Origin of the sequence: Coleofasciculaceae cyanobacterium, assembly GCA_036703275.1 — a bacterium.
Classification (GTDB): domain Bacteria; phylum Cyanobacteriota; class Cyanobacteriia; order Cyanobacteriales; family Xenococcaceae; genus Waterburya.
Genome location: DATNPK010000076.1, coordinates 1 through 22,756 on the forward strand (window position 1 = coordinate 1; position 22,756 = coordinate 22,756).

Annotated in this window: 23 protein-coding genes and 1 pseudogene; 12 read left to right on the forward strand and 12 right to left on the reverse strand. The window is 39.4% G+C overall.

The annotated features are described in order from the left end of the window. Nucleotides 1–104 precede the first annotated feature (104 nt). From V6C71_13560 to V6C71_13570, 3 genes are all read right to left on the reverse strand, one after another. A complete protein-coding gene (locus V6C71_13560) occupies nt 105–407 on the reverse strand; it encodes an MSMEG_0567/Sll0786 family nitrogen starvation N-acetyltransferase (protein ID HEY9769500.1) in 303 nt (100 codons plus the stop codon). Between the two features lie 982 nt (nt 408–1,389). Next, the gene (locus V6C71_13565; GenBank protein HEY9769501.1) at nt 1,390–1,734 is read right to left on the reverse strand and encodes a hypothetical protein; all 345 of its coding nucleotides are present in this window, start codon (nt 1,732–1,734) and stop codon (nt 1,390–1,392) included. After that, the gene (locus V6C71_13570) at nt 1,734–1,856 is read right to left on the reverse strand and encodes a hypothetical protein (protein HEY9769502.1); all 123 of its coding nucleotides are present in this window, start codon (nt 1,854–1,856) and stop codon (nt 1,734–1,736) included. Before V6C71_13570 ends, V6C71_13565 begins: the two co-directional genes overlap by 1 nt. 124 nt (nt 1,857–1,980) lie before the next feature. Here V6C71_13570 and V6C71_13575 point away from each other — a divergent pair. Next, nucleotides 1,981–2,702 (forward strand): annotated as a pseudogene (locus V6C71_13575) (IS6 family transposase). Between the two features lie 376 nt (nt 2,703–3,078). Then, entirely contained in the window at nt 3,079–3,900 is an 822-nt protein-coding gene (locus V6C71_13580) for a DUF1838 domain-containing protein (protein ID HEY9769503.1), read from the forward strand. A 22-nt stretch (nt 3,901–3,922) separates the two neighbouring features. Here the strand turns inward: V6C71_13580 and V6C71_13585 are convergent, their stop codons facing one another. Then, entirely contained in the window at nt 3,923–4,726 is an 804-nt protein-coding gene (locus tag V6C71_13585; protein HEY9769504.1) for an aspartyl/asparaginyl beta-hydroxylase domain-containing protein, read from the reverse strand. Between the two features lie 153 nt (nt 4,727–4,879). Between V6C71_13585 and V6C71_13590 the strand changes: the two genes are divergently transcribed. Continuing rightward, on the forward strand, nt 4,880–6,367 hold the full coding sequence (locus V6C71_13590; GenBank protein ID HEY9769505.1) for an amidohydrolase family protein: 1,488 nt from the start codon (nt 4,880–4,882) through the stop codon (nt 6,365–6,367). 35 nt (nt 6,368–6,402) lie between these two features. Here V6C71_13590 and V6C71_13595 read toward each other — a convergent pair whose 3' ends face one another. The 3 genes from V6C71_13595 to V6C71_13605 form a co-directional block, all read right to left on the reverse strand. Further along, the gene (locus tag V6C71_13595; protein HEY9769506.1) at nt 6,403–7,428 is read right to left on the reverse strand and encodes a VOC family protein; all 1,026 of its coding nucleotides are present in this window, start codon (nt 7,426–7,428) and stop codon (nt 6,403–6,405) included. Between the two features lie 172 nt (nt 7,429–7,600). Then, complete coding sequence (locus tag V6C71_13600; GenBank protein HEY9769507.1) at nt 7,601–8,527, reverse strand: VOC family protein; 927 nt, start codon at nt 8,525–8,527, stop codon at nt 7,601–7,603. Nucleotides 8,528–8,643: 116 nt separating this feature from the next. Further along, nucleotides 8,644–9,648 (reverse strand): zinc-binding dehydrogenase, encoded by a 1,005-nt coding sequence (locus V6C71_13605; protein ID HEY9769508.1) that lies wholly within the window; start codon nt 9,646–9,648, stop codon nt 8,644–8,646. Nucleotides 9,649–9,807: 159 nt separating this feature from the next. On the opposite strand from V6C71_13605, the gene V6C71_13610 reads away from it, so the two are divergent. Beyond that, complete coding sequence (locus tag V6C71_13610; protein ID HEY9769509.1) at nt 9,808–10,680, forward strand: DUF4437 domain-containing protein; 873 nt, start codon at nt 9,808–9,810, stop codon at nt 10,678–10,680. A 153-nt stretch (nt 10,681–10,833) separates the two neighbouring features. On the opposite strand, the gene V6C71_13615 is transcribed toward V6C71_13610, so the two are convergent. Continuing rightward, nucleotides 10,834–11,655, reverse strand: coding sequence for an alpha/beta hydrolase (locus V6C71_13615; GenBank protein ID HEY9769510.1), 822 nt, complete (start codon nt 11,653–11,655; stop codon nt 10,834–10,836). A 27-nt stretch (nt 11,656–11,682) separates the two neighbouring features. Further along, complete coding sequence (locus tag V6C71_13620; GenBank protein HEY9769511.1) at nt 11,683–12,129, reverse strand: DUF3598 family protein; 447 nt, start codon at nt 12,127–12,129, stop codon at nt 11,683–11,685. A 515-nt stretch (nt 12,130–12,644) separates the two neighbouring features. On the opposite strand from V6C71_13620, the gene V6C71_13625 reads away from it, so the two are divergent. From V6C71_13625 to V6C71_13650, 6 genes are all read left to right on the forward strand, one after another. Further along, nucleotides 12,645–13,688: a nitrilase-related carbon-nitrogen hydrolase gene (locus tag V6C71_13625; GenBank protein HEY9769512.1), complete on the forward strand. Its 1,044-nt coding sequence runs from the start codon at nt 12,645–12,647 to the stop codon at nt 13,686–13,688. A 45-nt stretch (nt 13,689–13,733) separates the two neighbouring features. Beyond that, the gene (locus tag V6C71_13630) at nt 13,734–15,149 is read left to right on the forward strand and encodes an aldehyde dehydrogenase family protein (GenBank protein ID HEY9769513.1); all 1,416 of its coding nucleotides are present in this window, start codon (nt 13,734–13,736) and stop codon (nt 15,147–15,149) included. Between the two features lie 423 nt (nt 15,150–15,572). Beyond that, a complete protein-coding gene (locus V6C71_13635; GenBank protein HEY9769514.1) occupies nt 15,573–16,667 on the forward strand; it encodes a DUF499 domain-containing protein in 1,095 nt (364 codons plus the stop codon). Between the two features lie 24 nt (nt 16,668–16,691). Beyond that, nucleotides 16,692–18,140 (forward strand): hypothetical protein, encoded by a 1,449-nt coding sequence (locus V6C71_13640; GenBank protein ID HEY9769515.1) that lies wholly within the window; start codon nt 16,692–16,694, stop codon nt 18,138–18,140. Further along, entirely contained in the window at nt 18,103–18,465 is a 363-nt protein-coding gene (locus V6C71_13645; protein ID HEY9769516.1) for a hypothetical protein, read from the forward strand. Before V6C71_13640 ends, V6C71_13645 begins: the two co-directional genes overlap by 38 nt. Nucleotides 18,466–18,528: 63 nt before the next feature. After that, complete coding sequence (locus V6C71_13650) at nt 18,529–18,957, forward strand: hypothetical protein (GenBank protein HEY9769517.1); 429 nt, start codon at nt 18,529–18,531, stop codon at nt 18,955–18,957. 15 nt (nt 18,958–18,972) lie between these two features. Here the strand turns inward: V6C71_13650 and V6C71_13655 are convergent, their stop codons facing one another. The 3 genes from V6C71_13655 to V6C71_13665 all read right to left on the reverse strand — a co-directional run bounded on the left by V6C71_13655 (nt 18,973) and on the right by V6C71_13665 (nt 20,532). Next, on the reverse strand, nt 18,973–19,491 hold the full coding sequence (locus tag V6C71_13655) for a hypothetical protein (protein ID HEY9769518.1): 519 nt from the start codon (nt 19,489–19,491) through the stop codon (nt 18,973–18,975). A gap of 414 nt (nt 19,492–19,905) precedes the next feature. Next, nucleotides 19,906–20,262, reverse strand: a complete 357-nt coding sequence (locus tag V6C71_13660; GenBank protein ID HEY9769519.1) for a type II toxin-antitoxin system PemK/MazF family toxin — start codon at nt 20,260–20,262, stop codon at nt 19,906–19,908. A gap of 3 nt (nt 20,263–20,265) precedes the next feature. Beyond that, nucleotides 20,266–20,532, reverse strand: a complete 267-nt coding sequence (locus tag V6C71_13665) for a type II toxin-antitoxin system CcdA family antitoxin (protein ID HEY9769520.1) — start codon at nt 20,530–20,532, stop codon at nt 20,266–20,268. Nucleotides 20,533–21,058: 526 nt separating this feature from the next. On the opposite strand from V6C71_13665, the gene V6C71_13670 reads away from it, so the two are divergent. Further along, nucleotides 21,059–21,637: a helix-turn-helix domain-containing protein gene (locus tag V6C71_13670; protein HEY9769521.1), complete on the forward strand. Its 579-nt coding sequence runs from the start codon at nt 21,059–21,061 to the stop codon at nt 21,635–21,637. A 21-nt stretch (nt 21,638–21,658) separates the two neighbouring features. Further along, complete coding sequence (locus V6C71_13675; protein ID HEY9769522.1) at nt 21,659–22,756, forward strand: transposase; 1,098 nt, start codon at nt 21,659–21,661, stop codon at nt 22,754–22,756.

Here is a 22,756-nt window from a genome sequence, read left to right on the forward strand (position 1 = left end):
ATTTTCCTCACCAACACGAACCTTAAGTTGTTTAATTGTTAATTCTCGTTATTTTTTTATGTAACTTTGCTTAACAATTAACCGCTTTTCTCTGAGTCATAAACTCATTTAAAGCGAACGGTTCGCACCAATCCAATACCAATACGCGCCCCTCGTCGATAGTCTGGGTGTACTCCCAACCTACCTCCATTCCAAAGTCCTGGTTGCGCCTCGTAGATCCTGACAACTCCGACAACTTTATCATCGTCATTAACTGCAATAATCGGATAAGCAATTGAATCATGTTCATCACGATCGCTTGTTTTAAAAATTCTTTGTTCCTGGCTGAATATTTGCTGTCTTAGCAAGAAATATGCTTCTAATTCGGCGGGAGACAATGCTAGTTTAAATTGATAGGTTTGTTTCATTTGGTATACGATAAATACAGATTGAACTCTAAGGGCGATTCGCCCTTAGAGACAATTATTTTCAAATGTAGATAACGCCGAACAAGCCCCACATTTAGCGCAACCTGCTTTAATATCTTGAGAAAACATAGCTATGCTATTTAACATTGCACCGACTTGTTCGTAGATAGCATACATAAACTCACTGCTGGGTGGCTGATGATTTGCTAAAGGCGTACCTGTAATCGGAACAAAGGGAACAACAAAAGGATAAACACCTACGAGGAAAAAGAAGCAGATAAACTAGCTCGTAATTGGTTGATAGAGGAAGAAGTATTAAATTTTTTTATTAACCAAACAAAACCAAAATTTTTTAAGAAAGCGATAATTAATTTTGCTTAATCACAAGACAGACACCCAGGTATTATTCTTGGTCGTCTTCAGCATGAGGGTTTAGTTCCATTCATAATGGTTTTTCCCGCCCCAGGATCGTCTACCAATAAGAAGCGCAGGGGTTGACGAGGTAACATATCCCCCTAGACTGCCATAATCTGGTATTGAACCTAAAGAGTATAGAAAGAATAATAGCGATCGCCTGCAAAAGTTTGAATGATTAAATTTCTTTCTTCTCTCTCGGTGAATCCTTACAGTAAAATGTATTTGTCTATATTGTGTAAATGCCGGGAGGCAGACTTGAACTGCCGACACGATGATTTTCAGTCCTCAAACAAATCTTTTAGCATCAGTATTTATAGCGTTTTTTAAATACAATTACTCCCAATTTACACCCAAAACTCTTATTTAATTCGGAGAGTTCTTAAAGTCATAGATTCATGACTATTATTTTCAATTCATAGTGAATTTGAATGTGTGTATGACTTTCACTACCCCAAAGTGACAGAATAACACTTGAAAAGCTTATAAGATAGAGTTCTTGGTTATTGAAAATTATATTGCCTACCTATTTTCTGCTATTTTAGGTTTTGTTAATCTAAAATCATTACTATGATTTTTTACTTTCAAAGTGCATTGCTCGATCAATATTTGCTATGGCATCAGAAATAATTTCTGCCGATTGTTTTATTTCTTCTTCAGTAGTAAATTTACCCAATCTTATTCTGAGCGAGCCTTCGATTAACTCTTCAGATAGATTCATTGCTCTTAATACATGAGAAGGTGCTGCGACTCCAGAAGAACAAGCCGAACCAGTAAAAATAGCCAAGTGATCGCGGATTCTAGCAATAATGGCACTATTGGGAATCCCTGGAATGGAAACATAAAGATTTCCAGCTAATTTAGAGGTTAGATCGCCGTTGACTACTAGATTTGATATTTCGTCTTGTAACATTATTGTAATTTGTCTCGTAATAGAGCGATCGCTTTTTCATCTTCTAGCATCTCTAACTGTTTTAACCGACAGGCTTCACCCAAACCAACAATACCAGTCACATTAAGCGTTCGTGATCGCATTCCTTTTTGATGGTTCTGCCGCAAAAAACTTGAAACGCGTTCGTAGTATGTTAAGCCTACAAACAATAAATAGGACAAATCAACTTAAAGCAGCCATAAAGAGTGGAAACATTTTCACGGAGAAATTATTTTACTCTGCGTCAGATGGTATCTAAAGTATGCTTTAAGTTACAGAAATCTTGAAGAGATAATGATGGAAAGAGGATTGTCTGTAGACCATACTACTATTTATAGATGGGTAATGATTTATGCACCTCAAATAGAAGAGAAAGCTCGAAAACATCTAAAGTTAACTAATGATTCTTGGCGAGTAGATAGACATATATTAAAATTAAAGTAAAGTGGAAATATTTGTATCGTGCAGTTGATAGTAATCGTAAGACTTTAGAGTTTATGTTGAGTGCCAAGAGAGATAAAAAAACAGCCTATAGGTTTTTAAAAAAAGCTCTAAAAGCTACACATAATAAACAGCCTAGAGTAATCAACATGGCGATTATAGATGCGGAAGCAAGTTCCGCCTGTCTCGCCATCAATGTCGATAAAAATCCTGCTTATCCTGCTGCTATTAAAGAATTAAAAGAAGAAGAGCTATTGTCAGAGGACTGTGAATTAAGACAGAAAAAATATCTGAATAATATAGTAGAGCAAGACGATAGGTTTCCCAAAAAGTTAGCGAAATATAAATCATGTTTCCAGTATTTTTATAGAGCATGGCGAACATTGAGAGGCTATGAAATTAAGGACGCTTCGGTCGGAGGTTGCCTCCGAATCGGAACGCATTCCCTTGCGACTTACGCCGTCCTAAAGGAAGACGCGAAGCGCGACACGAAGTTAGTCCGTGCATGATAAGCTTCGAGACCGAAGGGAATCCTTTAGGGCAAATGCTTACTTCATACCGCTCCGCACTTGTCCTTACCGCAATGAGGATAACGCGGGGTCGTTCCTCCATTTTAGCCGTCCGTATGAATGCAATTCGTAAAGGTCAAATTGAAAATATCATGAAAAGTGATGTATTAGTACAAAGGAATTTTATTCATTCTCTCTTTGGAATTACGGTCTAAAAAATTAGTTGTTTACAGAGTTTTTCTGTCCATTGAAATTTTTTGCAACAGAACCAAATAAAGTTTTTACTAAATTGTACATTTGGTCACAATATTGCTACCTTATAGCAAATATTAATTAAGATGAGAGATCTCGAACTCAAAACCCCATAATTAAGCTCATGGTTAATTCAATCAAGAAAATTAATAGCACAGAAGAGTTAGATGTTTCCTGTTGGGTTAAAACTCGTAACTCTCTTGCTGGCAAATCAACTATTTTGTTATGGGAAGGTTCTGTTTACGCTTTTGTTCCTAATGAAAAGAAAAAACACCTGTTTAAAATTGTGGGCATGAGTGTTAGTCGCTGCCTGCAAAATGCTGATAATAGTTGGGATTTCACTTCTCGTGAATTAACCTACTATCTCGATCCTCATACAGAAGAGGTAGTTCATCAGTGGCATAATCCTTGGATAAGAGAAACAGTGCCTGTTGTTCATGTTGCCAATCATCAAGTTCAAGGTTTATTTGAAGGCAATTTGCCTGCTCAAGTTAATGGGGAGACTACGACCTTTGTCTTCGATATATTTAGTGACTATCCTAATCCTTTAGGGGGAGATCCTAGATTTATTGAATATAGTCCTCAGAATACTTATCAAGCGACGGAATTATTTAAGCTAACTGTACCTACAGCAGAACTTCACGATCGCAATATTTCTGAAGTATCTCAAGTAATTCTGAGTTGGGATCGGATTGGTCCTTGGCTACCTTGGATGAAAATGGGTAATAAGCCTGGGCAACTAATCTATAGCGCCCATGGTTGTAAAATAAATGGTTTTAACGAATTACCCAAGTGGCTACAAGCAGAAATCAACCACCGTGTCCCATTGTATAAAGATGCTGCTGACCAGAAATTAGACGCAGAAAATATTACTTCTTGGAAATATTTTAAGCAACATTTTGCTGATTATTTAGCTGGGGCAAGATTTCCTTTACCAACTCCCTAAAAATTTCAATTATTAAATATTGTCAGGGAGTTCCTAAAGCCTTGTCCCACTCCAACTGATGCGCTAAACCATATTTAACAAAATCTTCTGGTTTAGCGCGATCGCTTTTGCCAAATACCCCCAAACTATAGGGATTTTCTTGCATTCTTTGGGAAATTAATTCTGTTTCAAATTTGATGACTTCCTCTGTTGGTTTATCGGGTTTAAAAAAGTCAACAATCAAGACCGTTCGATCAAAGTCAGTATAGTTATGGGGACAATGGGGATAACTATGATCGAGAATCATAAATTCTCCCTGGTGCCAATATAGCTTATCGTGACAGATTTTCATGGCCACATCTCCCTGAGGCACAATTAATCCTAAATAACCTCGATTCATGTGGGGATTATAGTTGACGTGGAGCTTAATATCTAAACCTGGATGAAATGTACCAAAATAAACGTTCCTAATTACATTATCATTGCTTTGGTTCACTTCGGTGATCGCTTTGCCTAAAGTCGGAAAATATTTGGCTCGTAATGCCAGTACCTCTGCAACTGTCTGGTCTGTATCGCGATCGGGATAAGTTATTTGATACTCTTGAATATATTTTTCAATGAATTTGCCCTGAAATAAGACCCCAAAGGCACTATATTTCTTGACACCTTTGGTTTTGATTGTTTTAGTTTTCGGACCCATAACATTCTCTGCCAGAGCTAATTCTGATGGAGATGCCTGTTCCATGAAGCAGCTAAACTCATCCCGAATTTCCTGCCAGCAATCTTGAAAACTCTTGAGAAAGGAAAATTGTTGAGGGTCTAGATTATACTCAGTATAAGTTTCCATCGTCTTTTCCCCAAAAGTGCCAGCTAAAGTATAAACAACATTTTGATTTACATCATAACCAACAGCTAGTTACTTCTCCATCTTAAGTCAGCTTTACTAGTAAATGCTTGGATTCAAGCTAAATTTAAAACAGAGCTAGCAAAAGAGGTTATTGTGTCTGAAACTCCTGTTCTGGACAAAATTATCAAAAACGTCCGTGTGGTTCGTCCCAATCAGCAATCTATTGAAACCCTCGATCTAGGGATTAAGGATGGTAAATTTGCCCAAATTGCCCCAAAAATAAACTCAAATCGCTCAATAAAAGTCTTTGATGCTCAAGATCGACTAGGATTCCCAGGCTTGATTGATGCCCATATGCACATCGGTATTTATCAACCCCTAGAGCAGGATGCTGTCACTGAAAGTAAAGCAGCGGCAATGGGAGGGGTGACTACTAGCCTCAATTATATTCGTACAGGTCAGTATTACCTGAATAAAGGCGGCTCTTATCAAGATTTTTTCCCCGAGGTACTGGCACTATCAGAAGGCAATTTTTACGTAGATTACGGCTATCATATCGCGCCGATCGCTTCTGGGCATATTGAAGAGATGGAGTATCTCTTTGAGGAACAAGGGGTAACGTCATTTAAAATCTTTATGTTTTACGGTGGTTATGGGTTACATGGTCTATCCGACCAACAAAATCTCTTCTTGATGATCAATAAGGAAGAACGATATGACTTTGCCCATTTTGAATTTATTATGCGCGGTCTGACCCAACTAAGGGAACGTCATCCTGAAGCCAGTGATTATCTTAGTCTGAGCCTACATTGCGAAGTTGCTGAGATCCTCAATGCCTACACCAAAATTGTCCAGGGCGATCGCAGTCTAACTGGTCTAAAAGCCTACAGTGCCGCCCGTCCGCCTCATTCCGAAGGATTAGCCATTTGTATCGCTTCCTATCTGGCACACGAAACCAACTGTGTGAATATTAATCTGCTGCATTTGAGTTCTCGTAAAGCAGTCGAAGCAGCCCTAACTATGCAAGCAGCATTTCCTCAGATTAATTTCAGGCGAGAAGTAACGGTGGGACATCTGATGCTGGATGTAGATGCGCCAACGGGCAAATGGGCAAAGGTCAACCCACCCATTCGTCCTCGCGAGGATGTGGAATATTTATGGGAACAGGTTTTAAACCGAAATATTGATTGGATTGTCAGTGACCATGCCTGTTGTTCATCTGCCAAGAAAGCCAGTCTCAAAGACCCCGATAATATCTGGTTGGCAAAATCTGGTTTTGGTGGTACGGAATATCTGCTTTCAAGCATCTTTAGTGAAGGTAGTAAGCGCGGGATGTCCTATAACCACATGGCTGAGTTACTTTGTTGGAATCCATCCCAGCGTTTTGGCTTGCGGGAAAAAGGAGATATTGCTGTAGGTTATGATGCGGACTTAGTTCTGCTCGATCCAAATGAAACTTTTGTCGTCCGTGCTGCTGAATCAGAATCTCAACAAGGTTATACACCCTTTGAGGGGATAGAGTTGAATGGAAGGGTCAAAAGTACATTCCTGCGGGGTAATCTGATTTATGACCAAGGACAAGTTATTGGTTCTCCTTGTGGGCAGTATTTAAAAAGACCTTATGGAATCTCCCCATCATAAAACTACCAAGACTTTTGCTATTTTGGACTTTAATTCTAAGTGCCGATCAAAGTCCAAAAATAACCATCAGGAGCGATAAAGGAAAAACTCTCTTCTCCAAACTCATTAGGGATTATGTCCGTAACTTGTGATGCGTTACTGCTTTTAACACGGTTAAAATACTCCTTGATTCCTCGGACACGATAGGTATAGAGAGACATCCCCAAAGCTCCAGGTTGCGCCTGGGCCAAGCTACTTTCTAACTTCATCTCTTCAGGAAAGCGAATAATATACATTCTGCCAGATCGGGCTAGTTTCCAGTCTGAAGCAGAAGATCGTGGATCGTCAAAAGAGGTTACCCAAAATCTCTCCCCTGGTTGTAGGTCAAAAATCGGTCTTCCACTTGGGGCATTTTCATAGGTACTTTCTACATCATCCTGGGTACGGAGTAGTCCTAGAACTTCTTCGTAAAACCTAAGGGTTTCTTTGCTATCATCCTGAACCACCATACCCATGTGGGTAACTTGGCTGGTTTGAAAAGTTGCATTCGGGTCGATCGCACCATAATTGGCAACAGTATAATTGAAGCGTTGAAAGAAAACCTGCCTCGTTAATGGTTGCAAGAGCATCATTTCCCTTACTCCCACCAGAGTATCGACAAAGGGACGACCCTTCTCTGTTTGATAGATCACAGTCCATTGAGGATTGATGTACTTGATAGGTAAACCATCTTTCTCTGCTTTCTCTGCATGGTTAAGGATATTCAACACATCAGCGGTTAAACTAGTCGCCCAACGGTTGCCTTTAATTTTCATTGGTGTTAGCTGCAATCCTTCATTAGTCGGATTTTCCCACATCATTAGACGAATCAAACCGTGGTCGGCATTCTGATGATAGAGTCTCACAGAGTGTAAAGCAGAATTTACTCCATATAAATCTTGTGCTACTGAGGTGGATAATTCTCCCTCCTGTTCAATTCGATAACCGAATTGTGACCAATATTGAATCATCGGTTTGGGATCGCTCACACCAATACAGACTTCATAGATACCTTCTATCTGATTAGTATTAATCTGATTCATCGCGATCGCTTATTTTAAAGGAGTAGGATTATTTATCAGTCTAGAGCAATCGGGCGATCGACCAATAGTCAAACTGTAAAAGGTTCTATAATTCCAGCATTGAGATACAGCTTTAGGACTACCCTTTTTCTTTCAAAACACAGTCAATGTATCATCTTGTTAGACAGCATTATTAACTCTTGAAAAACTGTATATTAACCCCATTAGGAGCTTCAACCAGGATCGCCCTAGCCCTTTCCCGATCGCAGCTAGATATTTCAACTGGTTTAGATAATATCTTGATATTGTTATCTTGTAACTTTTGGATCAAAGCGGATAGATCATCTACGGCAAAGGCGATCGCAAATAATCCGAGATGGGGAGGCCCCGCGCCATCAGCTAGGGATTTCCCCTTAACCGAACATTGAATAAACTCCAATGCCGCATTTTTACTTCCCGTTTGATTGATGAATGCCATTCTCGATTCAGTACCTTCTGGTAAATTGAGAATATTATCAATCATGCCTGTTGGTAATACTTGGTCGAAGACAATGTTTAGTCCCAGAATATCCACATAGAACTTAGTTACCTCTTCGATATTTTCCACCACTTGAGAGGTATCCAGCATAATGCCAAAATCACCTTTAAATTCTGGTATTGGTTCGCTTACCCGTTCGATCAAGGCAATAGCAGTGTCGTTAGGCGCAATCATAATCGCTTCCTTGACGGTGACGGGAACCCAACTGGGGGTATAGGTAATGGGAGGACAAATAAATTGATAACCTTTTTGCTTCAGGCTTTCATAAGCAGCATCAACGTTTTTAGCTCGAAAGGCGATGGTAAATAAACCGTAGTCCGTTGTATTGCCTCCAGAACGAATAAATTTATCAGATTGGGGCTTGAATTCAATTAACTCTAGTAAGGTTGTCTGTTCGTCATTCTTAAGACAGACTGCTTGACCAGTTGTTTCTGGCGGTAAGTTCCAAAGCTGCTCAATGGTATTAGGGTCTAGAGAATATTCCCCGACTACAGACATCTGGAAAATATCCCGATAAAATTTCACCGATTCATTCAGATCGCTTAAGCTAATGAGAATTCGAGCAATTCCATTTTTAATCATCTTTTTAACCTCAATAGAAGAATTTCAGCGATACTTAATTCGACAGAGGGCTTATGCCATAAGCCCCTACATGCCACACGCCCATACAAGCCATAAACTCCTGATAATTCCTGGTATTAAAATTTGACGACGACTTTGCCACAATTTTGCCCTCCCAGCAGGTAATCTACAGCAGCAGGGATAGATTCAATGCCTTTGAAATTGGTAGTATCTACTGCAACTTTGATTTGACCTGTATGGAAAAGATTGAACAAGCGATCGCGAGCTTCAGGCATATATTCTTGATACATGGACATCAGAAACCCTCTAACTGATGCAGCTTTCCAAAACAGCTTATGGTACATGCGCGGTTGGGATACTGGCTCTAGATTCTTACCATATTCAGAAATAAAGCCTACGACAACTAAACGTCCCCGTACTGCTAAATTATCGACGCAGGTGTCAAACATCTGCTTGCCAATACACTCAAACACTAAATCTATGCCCTGAGGATATTCTTGCTGAAGGACATCAGCGACATTTTCTGAGCGATAATTAATGATGCGATCGCAACCCAATTCTTTTAATAGCTGAAACTTTGCCTCTGAACCACAAGTGCCAATCACATGATTCCCTGCGAGTTTTGCCAGTTGCACCGCAATATGACCCGTTCCCCCTCCCGCTGCTGTCACCATCACAGTTTCTTGACTACCCATTGCGCCTACTTGTTCTAATGCCACTAAAGCGGAGACACCAGTAGGCATCAAACTCAAGACTTCTGGGGTTGGTTCAGCAACTTTATATGCCAAAGCAGAATCGATCGCCTGATATTCGCGGTATCCTCCTCTTTGAGTAGTCAATACCGCGTCACCGACAGAAAAATCAATGACCTTGTTGCCAATAGATTCCACTATGCCCACAGCTTCTACCCCTAACGCTATCGGAGGTGTTTCTAAAAAATAGGGTATCTTACCTTTGCACAATAAAGTATCAAAACCTGCATTCACTCCAGCATAATGGTTACGAATCAAAATTTCATTGTCAGCAGGTTCGGGAATTTTCTCCTCGACTATTTCAACAGCAGAATTAAAATCCTTGCTAAAATTCTTGGCAACTAATTTCTTGTAAGTTTGGGAATTCATAAATGAGCAATACTCGTGAAGCTATTATTCCTCTATTCAAGGTATGAGGGTAAAGTAAATAAACTCTTTTTACTATTTTTTACTATTAAGATTAGCAGCAAGATCGATCTAGTTTAAATTTAAATAAGATTCATCGTACAAGAGTAGACTAGAAGCATCATGGGAGAAAACCAGGAAAATTTTCAGGCAAAATCTATCAAAGAAGATTGGGGTGGAGATGGTAGAGGGCGCATGAACCTATCGGGTAGAAGTACAGCAATCTCCCCAGATTATGTGCCTCGTCAATACCAATTTTTTAACTCCAATTCTGTTCCAGAAATTGCAGAATGGCGTATTAAGGGAATGTCATCAAATGTGCCACAAGCAACAAGGCGATTATTATCTTGGCATGAATGTGGCGCATCCACATCAAAAGTTACTTTCCCCTCCCAATTTGAGGGCCCCGCAGGGATCTTTACTGCTGATTTAGAAATGTTTGTGCTTAGTGGAACAATCCAAATAGGGGAGTGGCAGCTAGATAAGCATAGTTACTCTTTTATTCCTGCTGGAGTTAGGGTTGGTGATTGGCAAGTATTAGGGGATGAACCAGTAGAAATTCTCTGGATGGAAAATGGACCAGTTTCGTTAAAATATGAAGCCACAGAAAGTGATCTTCCTAATACTAGAATGAATGAGTTTATTCCTGTATTGGACAGCAAAATTTTACCTTGGGGAAAAACAGATACATTACAGTTTGAAATTTGTAAAAAAAAGTGGTTAAGAAAAGATGGTCATGGAGGGGGAGTATGGTTACTGGCGCTCTTGCCTCATTATGACGGCACACATCAAATGATTCAATCCTACAATGAGGAAGCTTATTGCCTAGTTGGCTACTGTGACATAGGGGATTATCGATTTGCTAAAGATCATGTTGGCTATTGTCCTAGCTTTAGCACTCTTCCTCGGCATCAGACTGATGATGGCGGACTATTTTTGGTTCGAGTGGATCGGAATCTATCGCAACCTGGAACAGTTTTGTCTTATCGTTTTTAATTATCTAATACCAAATATCAAAGAGAATGCAGCAGATTTTCTATATATAAGCCAAGGCACTGCCTGCTCTAACTTTAGCTTGTTTAAATGTATGGTAAACATTGATTAATTTGGGATGATAACATGAATTCAATCTACTTTCTTGCTGTAATTCTAATCACTTTGGTCTAGAAAATAGCCTATTATTTGGGCTATTGCATCTTGCATCTGATTCATCATCCACAGAGTTCCATTAGCTACTTCAATCTCCTGACTATGGGGAATTGCTTTACAGAGCCAATCTTGATTCTCTGCTTTAGCTAAACCAGCTTGGAATAGAGGTTCTAAGGCTTTTTGTCCTGACAAAATCAGAGTCGGACATTCGATCGAGCGAAATTGTTCCTTAGCTTCGAGAAAGTAGTTTGTTGCTGCCATAGCAGGATAGATAGGAGAACCAAAACACTTAAGATCGTCGATGACACAACGGTGATTTAAATCTTGATTGCCAAGATAATTCATCCGAGCCAACCATCGTGCCATGAGGTGAGAGCCATCTTCTTCGAGGTCAAATCCCGCAGTATATTTCTGGAGAATTTTCTCTTGCTCATCTTTATTAAATCCAGGCACATTGCAGAGAATTAACTTATCAACTCGTTCTGGATAAGCTACTGCTATTGCTCCCGCGATATAACCCCCTGTAAGGCTACCGAGAATACTGCATTTTTTAATGCCCAATTCATCCCATAGTGCGATCGCATTTTGAGCATAGTCGGCAACTGAATATTCTCTCGATGGTTTATCGGAATCCCCTAACCCCATAAAATCCATAGCGATGACCTGTCTACTTTGAGCGAGAATGGGCATTAATTCCTGAAATTCATCACTACTGCGAGGAGCCATATGCAATAACAGTAGAGCTTCACCTTCTCCACCAATACGATAAAGAATCTGACCATCATCTATATCTAAAAATGCTCTTTTAATAAGTTGGCTCATTGATTAATTTTTATCCCTGTTTCTCGGCTATGGCTTGCGCTCTTCTTTAATCAGAGTTCTTTGATAAATTTGATTATCTTTAAACCAATGCCAAGTACGGGCGCGATAATTATTGCACGGACTAAGATGGATCATTTCGTAGATATAGGCATTGGCTATGTTTTTGTAGCTAAAGTAGAGAATAACTAGAGAGTCGTCCGCTTCCCACGCCTTGCCTTCAATCCGTTCTGTATCGAACCAGAGTGCTTGATCTCGATACATTCCAGGGAACTGATATTCTTCCTGTTTTCCATCAGCCCACTTATATCGATTGGTTTGAAAGTAAGGATATTCTTTACCTTCAGGAAACTCACAAGTTATATGGGATTCATTCTGGTCGAGAATCTTACCATTATTATCAACGGTTGTATAAGTACCAATCCAATCACCTTCATGTCGCACAAGAACGGGCATTTCGTCTTCGATCTTAGACATAAGACTTTCTCCTGATATTGCTAATCTCAAATTAAGCTTATGGCAAATATTCTAAATTTTCCCTTAAATATTAGGCTTTTTGCTAAATCCCGAAAGAAACTTTTACCGAAAATTATTTGAAAGCTAAGATTTTCTGATTAACTTGTCGTATAGTGCATTAAATTTCTTGACAGTTACCAGCCTCAAAATCAGCGATCGCTTCATTAGCCAATGTTTCTAGCTTCCCTTCTGCCACATCTTTTTCTAAATCCCGATCCCACCGCTGATAATCTAAGTCAGAAAACCACTTTCTTAGTTTCTCTAAATCATTTTTGGTTCGGGAATTGCTATGTTATCTACTCTCACAGATGAAGGGTTGCCGTAATTGTGAATTCTTAATGCTTTCATCAGAGGTTTTTATTTATCTTAATCCTCAAATTTCTGCTTAATTAATTTAAAGGTTTAAATTCAAAGCATTGATAGTCGATAAACTGAAAGATAACTGCAAGCAAAATTATCAAAATAGCAGCACCAAGATGGAAGCAAACACCGATCGCATCGACTCATTTAGAGCTTTGGCACTCCAGGTAACTTGCCATGCCGTTAACCATGTCAAAGAAAGGACACAAGTGCGATCTCTAATGGAGCAAGCAATCATGCGCTTAGAGCCACAAATCGCTGCCAGCCGTGCTTTTATTGGGTCTGATTGTCGCTTAGTATTGCTACCTGAATATTGGCTGACTGGCTTTCCGATGGGAGAGCCGATTGCTGTTTGGGCAGAAAAAGCCTGTCTGGAAATGGAAGATTCTCTATACGATGCCTTGGGTAGTATTGCTCAAAAGCATGACATATTTCTGGCAGGGAATGCTTACGAACTAGACCCGAATTTTCCTCATCTTTACTTTCAGAACTGTTTTGTCTTCGATCCTACAGGAACCATGGTTTTACGCCATCGCCGACTCAATTCTATGTATACCCCTACACCCTACGATGTCTGGGATAAGTATTTAGATTGCTATGGTTTAGAGGGAGTCTTTCCCGTAGCCAAAACTGCGATCGGTAACTTGGGAGCGATCGCCTCAGACGAAATTTTGTTTCCTGAAATTGCTCGCTGTTTAACTATGCGGGGGGCAGAAATCTTACTTCATCCCACCTCAGAAGTTTATGGCGATGCGCGAGCGCCTAAAGAGGCGGCAAAAATTTCTCGGGCGGTGGAAAATATGGCTTATGTTGTTTCTGCCAATACGGCGGGAATTGCTAATACTCCAATTCTTCAGGCTTCTGTGGATGGAGGTTCTAAGATTGTTGACTATCGAGGTCTTATTTTAGCTGAAACAGGCTTAGGGGAAAGCATGGCAGCATATGCTGAGATCGACTTGGCTGCCTTACGACGCGATCGCCGTCGTGCGGGAATCAAAAACGTGCTATCTCGACATCGCCCGACACTGTATGCGGAAAGTTATCAACAGCAACACTTTTCTCCTGCTAATACTATGTTAGAAGGGGAAGTTGAACGTCAACATTTTATTAAAACTCAGCAGGAAACTATCGAGCGCTTAACTAAGCTCGGGATTATTTGAAATGAGGTTCAATTAAAGATAATTTAAAGAATAAGGATTGGAGTAATGGATAACAAAATTGAGGTTCGCAATCCACGTACAGGAAAAATTGATTACTGGATTACTCCCCCAACAGGCGATCGATTAGCGGGCATTTGTACTCGTTTGCGTCAAGGGCAAGTTGCTTGGCAAGAATCTGGTTTAGAAAAGCGTATTCAAGCAATGCAACAGTGGAAAAACGTTTTACTATCCCATAAGGAGGAGCTGACAACAGCCCTAGTTGCTGATACGGGCAGACTATCTGAGTCGAGGATCGAAGTTGATTCTTTTTTGTCTAGCATCGATCGCTGGTGTCGTTTAGCACCAGATTTATTACAAACCGAGTCACGAACTACAGCAGTTCCTTTTATTCGTTTAGAACAGCAATTAGTTCCCTATCCCTTAGTGGGGGTAATCAGTCCCTGGAATTTTCCCTTGTTACTTTCGGCGATCGATGCCATACCTGCATTACTGGCAGGCTGTGCTGTCATAGTCAAACCCAGTGAAATCGCTCCCCGCTTTATGCAACCATTGCTCAATACCATTGCCTCAGTTCCTCAGCTACAAGATATCTTGACATATGTTCCCGGGGCAGGGGATATAGGTTCTGCATTAATTGAATCTGTCGATTTAGTTTGTTTTACAGGCAGTGTTGCTACAGGGAGAAAAGTTGCAGAATTTGCTGCGAAAAATTTTATTCCTGCCTTTCTCGAATTAGGTGGCAAAGATCCTGCCATCGTTTTAGCTTCAGCAGATCTGGAATTGGCAACTTCGGCTATTTTGTGGGGATCTGTGGTCAATGCAGGACAATCCTGCCTCTCCACTGAGCGTATTTATGTAGCAGAATCTATCTGCGATCGCTTTGTTGAGAAACTAGTAGCCAAAGCTCAAAATCTAAAACTAGCTTATCCATCTGTTGAAGAGGGACACATTGGACCAATAATTGCCGAAAAACAAGCGGATATTATTGCCGAACATTTAAAAGATGCAGTTAATCGAGGGGCTGTGGTTCGTTGTGGTGGTACTGTCGAAAAACTAGACGGTGGTTTTTGGTGTCAGCCTACAGTTTTGACTCAGGTTAATCACTCCATGAAAATAATGACCGAAGAAAGCTTTGCCCCAATTATGCCAGTTATGTCTTTTTCTCTGACCGAAGAAGCGATATCTTTGGCAAATGATACTATCTATGGACTTAGTGCTGCTATATTTGCTGCCTCGGAAACGGAGGCACTGCGAGTAGCCAACCATTTAGATGCTGGTGCAATTAGTATTAACGATGCAGGATTAACTGCCTTCATCCATGAAGCTGAAAAAAATGCTTTTAAGTTCTCTGGTATGGGCAGTTCTCGTATGGGTGCGGCAGCTCTCAAACGGTTTATGCGGAAAAAAGCTTTTTTAATCAAAACAAATTCATTTGTAGATCCCTGGTGGTTTGAAATATAAACGGTTTTATCATTATTGGATATGAAACTAGAGAAAAAATTTTCATATAATTTCTGATTATGCCCAAAATCTATATTAAAGTTTAAAATCGGTCTAAATGTTAGGGGGCTAGGACAATTGTTTGCACTCCTGAATTATGGGGTGCATTGACGACTCTCACTACCCCAAAGTGTGCAAATAATTCTTTAACAACTTTTATTGATTGGTTTTTAGTTATTTTCAATAACTCTATCTACCGATTTTCTATCAGTTACAGCAGTTTTGTAAGAGCATTCAATAGATTTATAATTTGCTTTAATTAGCAATCAAGGATAAAAATCTAGTTGTATAAAAGTGTTACTAGTAAATAGTCTCATATCTTACGAAGATTACTAGAAGTAAATGGGCATTCTAGGAACAAGCTTCTAATTAGAGACTTGGTTTATGCTACCTTCCATTTTTGAAACTTGTATTCCCAGAGAAGAAATATTAGCAGGAGAACTTTCAGTAGACCTTTTTGCTGCTAAATTACGGTCTGTAGTTGAGGGAAAAGCACCTCAGATATATCAGAATGCAGAAAGTTTCTTTGCTAATACTTATGCTACTGATGGGATAAAAACGCTAATAAGAGAGGTTTTTAGCAGGTTAACAGGAAAGTCATCAGATTCTCTCATTCGATTAGAAACTAGCTTTGGTGGTGGTAAAACTCATGATGAGATTGCTTTATGGCATATCTGTAGAGAAGGAAGAAGAATTCAAGGCTTAGAAAGATTTGCCGAACTTGGTTTAATCCCCGATCGCCCTGTACAAGTAGCAGCAATAGACGGACGAGATTTAGATCCTGAAAATGGTATTAATCACAGCAATGGCATAACGACCAAAACCCTTTGGGGTGAAATCGCCTATCAAATTGCTGGAATACAGGGTTATCAGCTTTTGGCAGGAAGCGATCGCTCTGGCATTAGTCCTGGAACAGATGTTTTAGAACGGTTATTAGATGATCGGTCAACGGTAATCATTTTAGATGAAATTGCTCGTTATCTGAGGGCAGCTAAAGCGAAACAGATAAATAGAAGTGACTTGGCAGAACAGGTTGTGGCGTTTCTTTTTACTTTGATGGATTTGGCAGGAGCTTGTAATAATTTAGTGTTTGTATATTCTCTGGCTTCAACTTCAGACACCTTTGCCGAAGAAACTACAGAATTGCAAGAATTAATTCGTGCTTCTGCTAGACAAGAAAGAGTTTTAAGCCCTTCAACCGATGTAGAAGTCTACAATATTGTTAAGCAACGCTTATTTAAGAGTGTTAGCTCTGAAGCAGCAGAAAAAGCAGCATCAGAGTATTTTACTGGTTGTCGTGCCAGTCGAAGTGATTTACCCGATGCTTGTAAAGACGCTCGTTATAGTGAGGCGATCGCCCAAAGTTATCCGTTTCATCCAGAACTATTTAATCTGCTAACTAAGAAAATCGCTTCTATTCCAGAGTTTCAAAAGACTAGAGGCGCATTACGCTTACTGGCAGTGGTTAGGCATCTATAGCGTAACCAAGAAAATTGGACACCGATGATTCACACTCACCATATACCTGTGGGTTTGGATGAAGAAATAACTAACGACTTAACCTCAAGACTTCAACGTCCGCAGATGCGACCACCTATAGGAGCAGATATCTACAATCCGAGTGGTAGAGAAGCTTATGCTCAGATACAAGATGAAGAATGGATCGCAGCAGATAAACCACCTTTTTCTAGTTGGGTAGCTAGAACTATCTTTTTACATTCCCTGACTCAAGGGATTTCTTCTGGTATTAAGAGAGCAGAATTAAATTTATCATTACTGACTCCTGGACTAGAAGTTAGTTTTGTCGATCGCGCCTTAGACAAACTGACAGCCGTAGCTTGGTATCTCGATGACGATCCGATTACTTCTATTTCTCGCTTTAAAGAAGAACCATCGATTAATAAAATTGTTACGGAAGAAAAAGAACAAGTAGAACGCAGTGAAGCAAAAGATGATTTGCGATCGCGTCGAGATAGTATTTTTGCTAAGAAAATATTTACACCAATTTTCTCCCCTGAAGGATCGGGAGATGTTGATGATGTTCCCGATAGTGTTGCCCTTTGTTTAATTGATTTTGACGAGGCGACTGTAATTAGCTCTGTTGATAGTCCACCCAATATTGTCGAGCAAATTTTTAATAATACGGGAGAATCTGGTAAATTCCGTCTTTATCGCAACCGTTTATTGTTCCTGGTTGCTAATCGACAGGAAATAGAGCGAGCCATTGATAACGCTAGAGAATACAAAGCAATTCAGAATATCTTAAAAAACCAGACTCGCTTAGAAGACTTATCGGGTACTCAACAAAAGCAACTTAAAGAAAGAGAAGGGGGTAAAGACTTAGATGTGCGAATATCTTTGACTAATGCCTATCGTCATCTATTTTATCCTACTAAAGATGATGTAAAAGCTCCTACTGGCTTAATGCACTATGTCTTACCCGCTCAAGATTCTAGTACTGTTAAGGGTAATACCAATCAGCAGTCTGTCATTCTCAAAGCTCTTAAAGACTGTGAAAAAATTCGTCCCGAAGGTTCTAAGCATTTTACCCCTGTTTACATTTTGCAGAAGGTTTGGAGTAAAGGTTTAGATCGCTGGACAACTAAAGCTTTAAAAGATGCTTTTGCCAAAGATTTAAACCTAAACATTTTGCTGGATGCCGAAATTGCGCTATTGCGAGACACCGTTCGCCAAGGCTTACAGGAAGGACATTGGGACTTAAAAGTAGGAGAAAAGGTTTATATCAAAAGCGATGTAAGGGCGATTCGCCCTTCAGGTTCGGCACTTTGCTCAACGGAGGATACCTCCGCAACGCAAGTGCCTCACGAATCGCCCCTACCTGAATCAATTGAGTTTAGCGATCGCTTTACTTTATATAGTCGTGGAATTCTTCAGCCTCCCGAACCTAAAGTAATTGAAAGAGATCGAGTCTTTAGAAATATCAGTAGATAAACTCATTGACTACCGAAAGCTAGGTACAACTATTCCTTTATTAAGTCGTTTCCCTCTCAGAATTGACCAAACCGCGACTATTCAAACAGGCGACCAATTTGTGCGTTTGGAGTATCAAGGACAAATTAAAGGATTTCAAAGCTTTTTCTCTACTATTAATGGCTTACTTAATAGCCCTGAAGCTCAAGCTAATGTCAATCTTAAAATTACCTTTGAGTTTGAACAAGCAATTTTATCGCAAGGAACAGAGTTAAACGCCATCCAACAAGCGCTCGATCGCAATCCAGTAGAGCGAATTAATTTAGCCGCAAAAGTCAAGTATTAAATCATCTGTAGAGCGAGCGTCTCGATCGCTAATGCCTCATTTTATCTGGGAGTAAAACAACCCGTGCAAGAATTTCAATTAAAAGTAATACCTACAGATAATAATAATTTTGCGTTGGAATTATATCAATGCGCTTATAAAAAAGCAGGTGAAAAAAAGCGTCCTGCTGCTGAATTAATTGGTTGTCTTAAAGGTAATACTTTGGTTTTGGTCAAACACAGTATTTATCAAATACTTAAAGCCAATAATTATGATCCTAAAACTCTTTATAACAAACGACAAACTCCTTACATACTATCAGAAGAGTCAGGAGTACAAATAGCAATCTTATTCCAAACAGTTAGCCCTCTTTCTCAGTGCGATCGCATTAGTAAAATTGCTATGGGTATTTCGGCAATGAGTAACGAAGAAGCTCATTATTGGTTTGCTATGATTGCCAATGGTAGACGAAATAGTGCTTTAAAAGCTTTGAGAATATTGTTTGGAGATTAGTTGCTATCCTTCAACTCAAAATTTAATTTCTTGCCATTCTTTAGCTTCAGTGAAGGGACTGAGATGTTTGACGTTAGTGGTAGCAATAACGCCCTCGCCAGTCGCTTCAACGGGTTGCGAACCCGCAACGCGCTGGCTCGCAATATATCTGCCTGGATATTTTTTTCCCAGTAGTTTGTACTGAGCGCAGATGATTATATCGGCATCAAGGCTTTTATCATCAGCGGTAGGTATTCCTTGTATGCGCGTTTCTGCCCAAAGATTAGCAGCTTCTTTTAAAACTGCATCATTTATGGGTAAAAAATTAATGAATTCGGACAATTTGTCTAAGTTACTAATTCCCTCTGAAGATAAACCTCTCATAGAATTAAGAATTAGCGATCGCCTTACTTCGTAATCACAGATTTGACTGCTAACAACATATACTCCTTTGGCTAATAGCGAGTATAATTTTTCTCTTGCAACTTCAACTTCAGCAGAAGAATTGGGATTGCAGAGTTTCCCTAGTATTCCAGAATCAATCAGCACAATCATTCTAATGCTCGTATAGTTTTTGTCCTACTGGTCTTTCTGCATCAATTGTTTGTTTAAATTCTTCAAAAGCAGCTTCTTTTTCTAGTGAGGGAGATTCTTGTTTTTTTTGCGTCAATCCATTCTCTAAGTTTTTTCAGTTTGGGTTGATTTTTGCGTAATTGTTCTTCTCTATCCCATACACCGTCGCTATTTTGCTTCAACTTTACTTTAAGATGCTCTTTGATCGATATTGCTTCTTGTGAATCTAAGGCGATCGCTTTTTCACAGCCTTCTAGAATCAAATGATATTCGTTGTTTTCTGCTTTCTCGTCTTGGGAGTAAAGCAATAAAGCGATTTAAATCAATAATCTTACCGCTTGGCAATTCTATAGTTTTATTTATATTTTTCATTTCCTTTATTAATTGATTGCTGAATTAATAAATGCCGATCGCGATTTGAATTGCCCTTTGAATACGGGCAAACGATTCAGGGGTTATTTCGCCATAAGGTCCACGCTCAAGATAGCGTTTCTCTATATTGGTCATAACATCGCACATCGCCACAGAATCTACATTCAAACCCCCTTCTCCCTGTTTAACCAAGACACGACTAGGATTAGCTGCATCAGAAGTATCGCTAGAAAAAGGGACGACTAAGACAGTAGAACTATATTGATTACGGATATCTATCGACATGACTACTACTGGACGTTTTTTAGTATCCCCAGACTGTTTTAACGCCTTGGATAAATAAACTTGTCTTTGGCAAGGGAAATTTTCACTACTACTCATATCCTATTTAGATTCGTCCCAAGGAAATTCCTCCCAAGCTGCGATCGCTTGTTCTTGTGTTTCTTCCGTCCAATCTTTTTCAAACTCGATATCAGCCTGAGAACGGTTTTGATAGAAGTTTCTCAATTGTTCCTCGATTTGCTGTTTGCGCCACAGACGTAAACCCTCTTCCACCGCAGCGGAACGATTTTTAGTCATTTGGTCTACTTCTTCTAGTAACTGTGAATCTACGGTGATTGATATTCGTTGTTTCTGGGAATTATTAATCATAGAAGCTTATTTTCTCTCTGTATAAATAATAATACTTTTTATATTACTAAAAATAATAAATTTATTCGCTTCCAATTTAGGTCTACTGTACATTTAATTATTGAATGTACACGTTGAAAGTCAAATGAAATCGGCTGGCTTTACCACTAGCGGAAGTTGCTTCGACTCTCTCGATGTGGGAGACGTTGAAAGCTGAAACAGCCAGCTCAGACCATATCTTGAAGAAGAGTTGCTTCGACTCTCCCGATGTCTCCATTCGAGGATAAATGTACAGTGACTAATTAAATGACATCGAGACTAATTGCTGTCATCGATTCAACCTGATCTATACAAGGGTTTTAGAGCTTTGGATGTATTTTACCTTATTAATTTCAGTGACAAAATAAGTGTCGTCTTTCATATAAAAGACAAATTAACTATCGTCAATCTAAAAACAATATTTAAGGAAAGTGACAAAATCTGCGTCACTTTTTTATTTTTGTTATAGGATTACATTATGTGCTTTTAAAAAATTTTTTTTTAAATAATGCAAAATGATGACACTATCAAAGAAATGTCAGTAGAGAACAGATTGAAAGCAGAAAAGAAGGAAACCTTCGTTACTTCTGAGCTAAAAGAAATAGCAAAGGTAAGACTAGAGGTAATCCAGAGTCTGCTCGAACCATGCGATCGCACCACTTATGGAGAGAGATTAAGATCGGGAGCTAAAAAGCTTGGTATTTCAGTACGTTCATTGCAGCGACTATTTAAGAAATATCAGGAACAAGGATTAACGGCTTTAGTTTCTACAAGCAGAGCAGATAAAGGAAATCATCGCATTAGCCAATTTTGGCAAGATTTTATTCTCAAAACCTACCAACAGGGAAACAAAGGCAGTAAGAGAATGAGTCCTAAGCAGGTTGTTTTAAGAGTGCAAGCTAAAGCAGCAGAAATTGGAGAGGAACAACCTCCAAGCTATAAGACTGTATTGAGAGTTGTCAAGCCAATTCAACAGAAAAAAGAAAAAAGTATTCGTTCTCCTGGATGGCAAGGGACGACTTTATCGGTTAAAACTCGCGATGGTCAAGATATCAGTATTAACCATAGCAATCAAGTATGGCAGTGAGATCATACTAAAGTTGATGTTTTGCTTATAGATCGACATGGAGAGGTAATTGGTCGTCCTTGGCTAACTACCGTAATTGATAGCTATTCTCGTTGTGTGATGGGAATAAATGTCGGTTTTGATGCGCCGAGTTCTCAAGTAGTGGCTTTGGCATTACGTCATAGTATTCTGCCCAAAAATTATAGCCATGATTTTCAGTTACATTGCGATTGGGTAACTTTTGGTCTGCCAGAATGTTTGTTTACGGACGGAGGAAAAGATTTTCGCTCCAATCATTTAGAAGAAATTGCAACTCAATTAGGTTTTATTCGTAAGTTACGCGATCGCCCTTCTGAGGGAGGAATTGTCGAACGTCCTTTTAAGACTCTAAATCAATCGTTGTTTTCTACTTTGCCTGGTTACACTGGCTCAAATGTTCAAGAGCGTCCAAAGGATGCAGAAAAGGATGCTCTATTAACTTTGAGGGATTTAGAAATATTAATAGTACGTTTTATAGTCGATAAATATAACCAAAGTGCGATCGCAGGTAAAGACGAGCAAACTCGCTATCAACGTTGGGAAGCAGGATTAATCAGAGAACCAAAGATTATTGCCGAGCGAGAATTAGATATTTGCTTGATGAAAACTGCTAGACGTACTGTTCAAAGGGCGGGAAATCTACAGTTTGAAAATATTGTTTATCGTGGTGAATATTTAGCTGGATATGCAGGAGACATAGTTAGCGTTCGATACGATCCTAAAGACATAACTACAATTTGGGTTTATCGCCAAGAGAAAGGAAAGGAAGTATTTTTGACTCGCGCTTATGTTTTAGGTTTGGAGACAGAAATACTTTCTCTATACGAAGCCAGGGCATATGTGAAACGCATACGTATGGCAAAGAGAAAAATAAGTAATGAATCAATACATCAAGAAATTCTTCATCGAGATAGTGCAGTAGAGAAGAAGAAAAGTCGCAAGCAACGGCAAAAAGAAGAACAAAGTTATAAATTACATTCAGCACCAAAAGTTGTCGCTGAAGATATTGAACTACAAGAAATAGAGCAAAACATTTCAGAGGAAATTGCTGATGTAGAAGTGTGGGATTTCGATGAATTACAAGATGAATATGGATGGTAA

Coding starts and splice junctions, on each gene's coding strand:
- V6C71_13560 (HEY9769500.1), bottom strand. CDS start 407: ATGAAACAAACCTATCAATTTAAACTAGCATTGTCTCCCGCCGAATTA.
- V6C71_13565 (HEY9769501.1), bottom strand. CDS start 1,734: ATGTTACAAGACGAAATATCAAATCTAGTAGTCAACGGCGATCTAACC.
- V6C71_13570 (HEY9769502.1), bottom strand. CDS start 1,856: ATGCGATCACGAACGCTTAATGTGACTGGTATTGTTGGTTTGGGTGAA.
- V6C71_13580 (HEY9769503.1), top strand. CDS start 3,079: ATGGTTAATTCAATCAAGAAAATTAATAGCACAGAAGAGTTAGATGTT.
- V6C71_13585 (HEY9769504.1), bottom strand. CDS start 4,726: ATGGAAACTTATACTGAGTATAATCTAGACCCTCAACAATTTTCCTTT.
- V6C71_13595 (HEY9769506.1), bottom strand. CDS start 7,428: ATGAATCAGATTAATACTAATCAGATAGAAGGTATCTATGAAGTCTGT.
- V6C71_13600 (HEY9769507.1), bottom strand. CDS start 8,527: ATGATTAAAAATGGAATTGCTCGAATTCTCATTAGCTTAAGCGATCTG.
- V6C71_13605 (HEY9769508.1), bottom strand. CDS start 9,648: ATGAATTCCCAAACTTACAAGAAATTAGTTGCCAAGAATTTTAGCAAG.
- V6C71_13610 (HEY9769509.1), top strand. CDS start 9,808: ATGGGAGAAAACCAGGAAAATTTTCAGGCAAAATCTATCAAAGAAGAT.
- V6C71_13615 (HEY9769510.1), bottom strand. CDS start 11,655: ATGAGCCAACTTATTAAAAGAGCATTTTTAGATATAGATGATGGTCAG.
- V6C71_13620 (HEY9769511.1), bottom strand. CDS start 12,129: ATGTCTAAGATCGAAGACGAAATGCCCGTTCTTGTGCGACATGAAGGT.
- V6C71_13625 (HEY9769512.1), top strand. CDS start 12,645: ATGGAAGCAAACACCGATCGCATCGACTCATTTAGAGCTTTGGCACTC.
- V6C71_13630 (HEY9769513.1), top strand. CDS start 13,734: ATGGATAACAAAATTGAGGTTCGCAATCCACGTACAGGAAAAATTGAT.
- V6C71_13635 (HEY9769514.1), top strand. CDS start 15,573: ATGCTACCTTCCATTTTTGAAACTTGTATTCCCAGAGAAGAAATATTA.
- V6C71_13640 (HEY9769515.1), top strand. CDS start 16,692: ATGATTCACACTCACCATATACCTGTGGGTTTGGATGAAGAAATAACT.
- V6C71_13655 (HEY9769518.1), bottom strand. CDS start 19,491: ATGATTGTGCTGATTGATTCTGGAATACTAGGGAAACTCTGCAATCCC.
- V6C71_13660 (HEY9769519.1), bottom strand. CDS start 20,262: ATGAGTAGTAGTGAAAATTTCCCTTGCCAAAGACAAGTTTATTTATCC.
- V6C71_13665 (HEY9769520.1), bottom strand. CDS start 20,532: ATGATTAATAATTCCCAGAAACAACGAATATCAATCACCGTAGATTCA.
- V6C71_13670 (HEY9769521.1), top strand. CDS start 21,059: ATGCAAAATGATGACACTATCAAAGAAATGTCAGTAGAGAACAGATTG.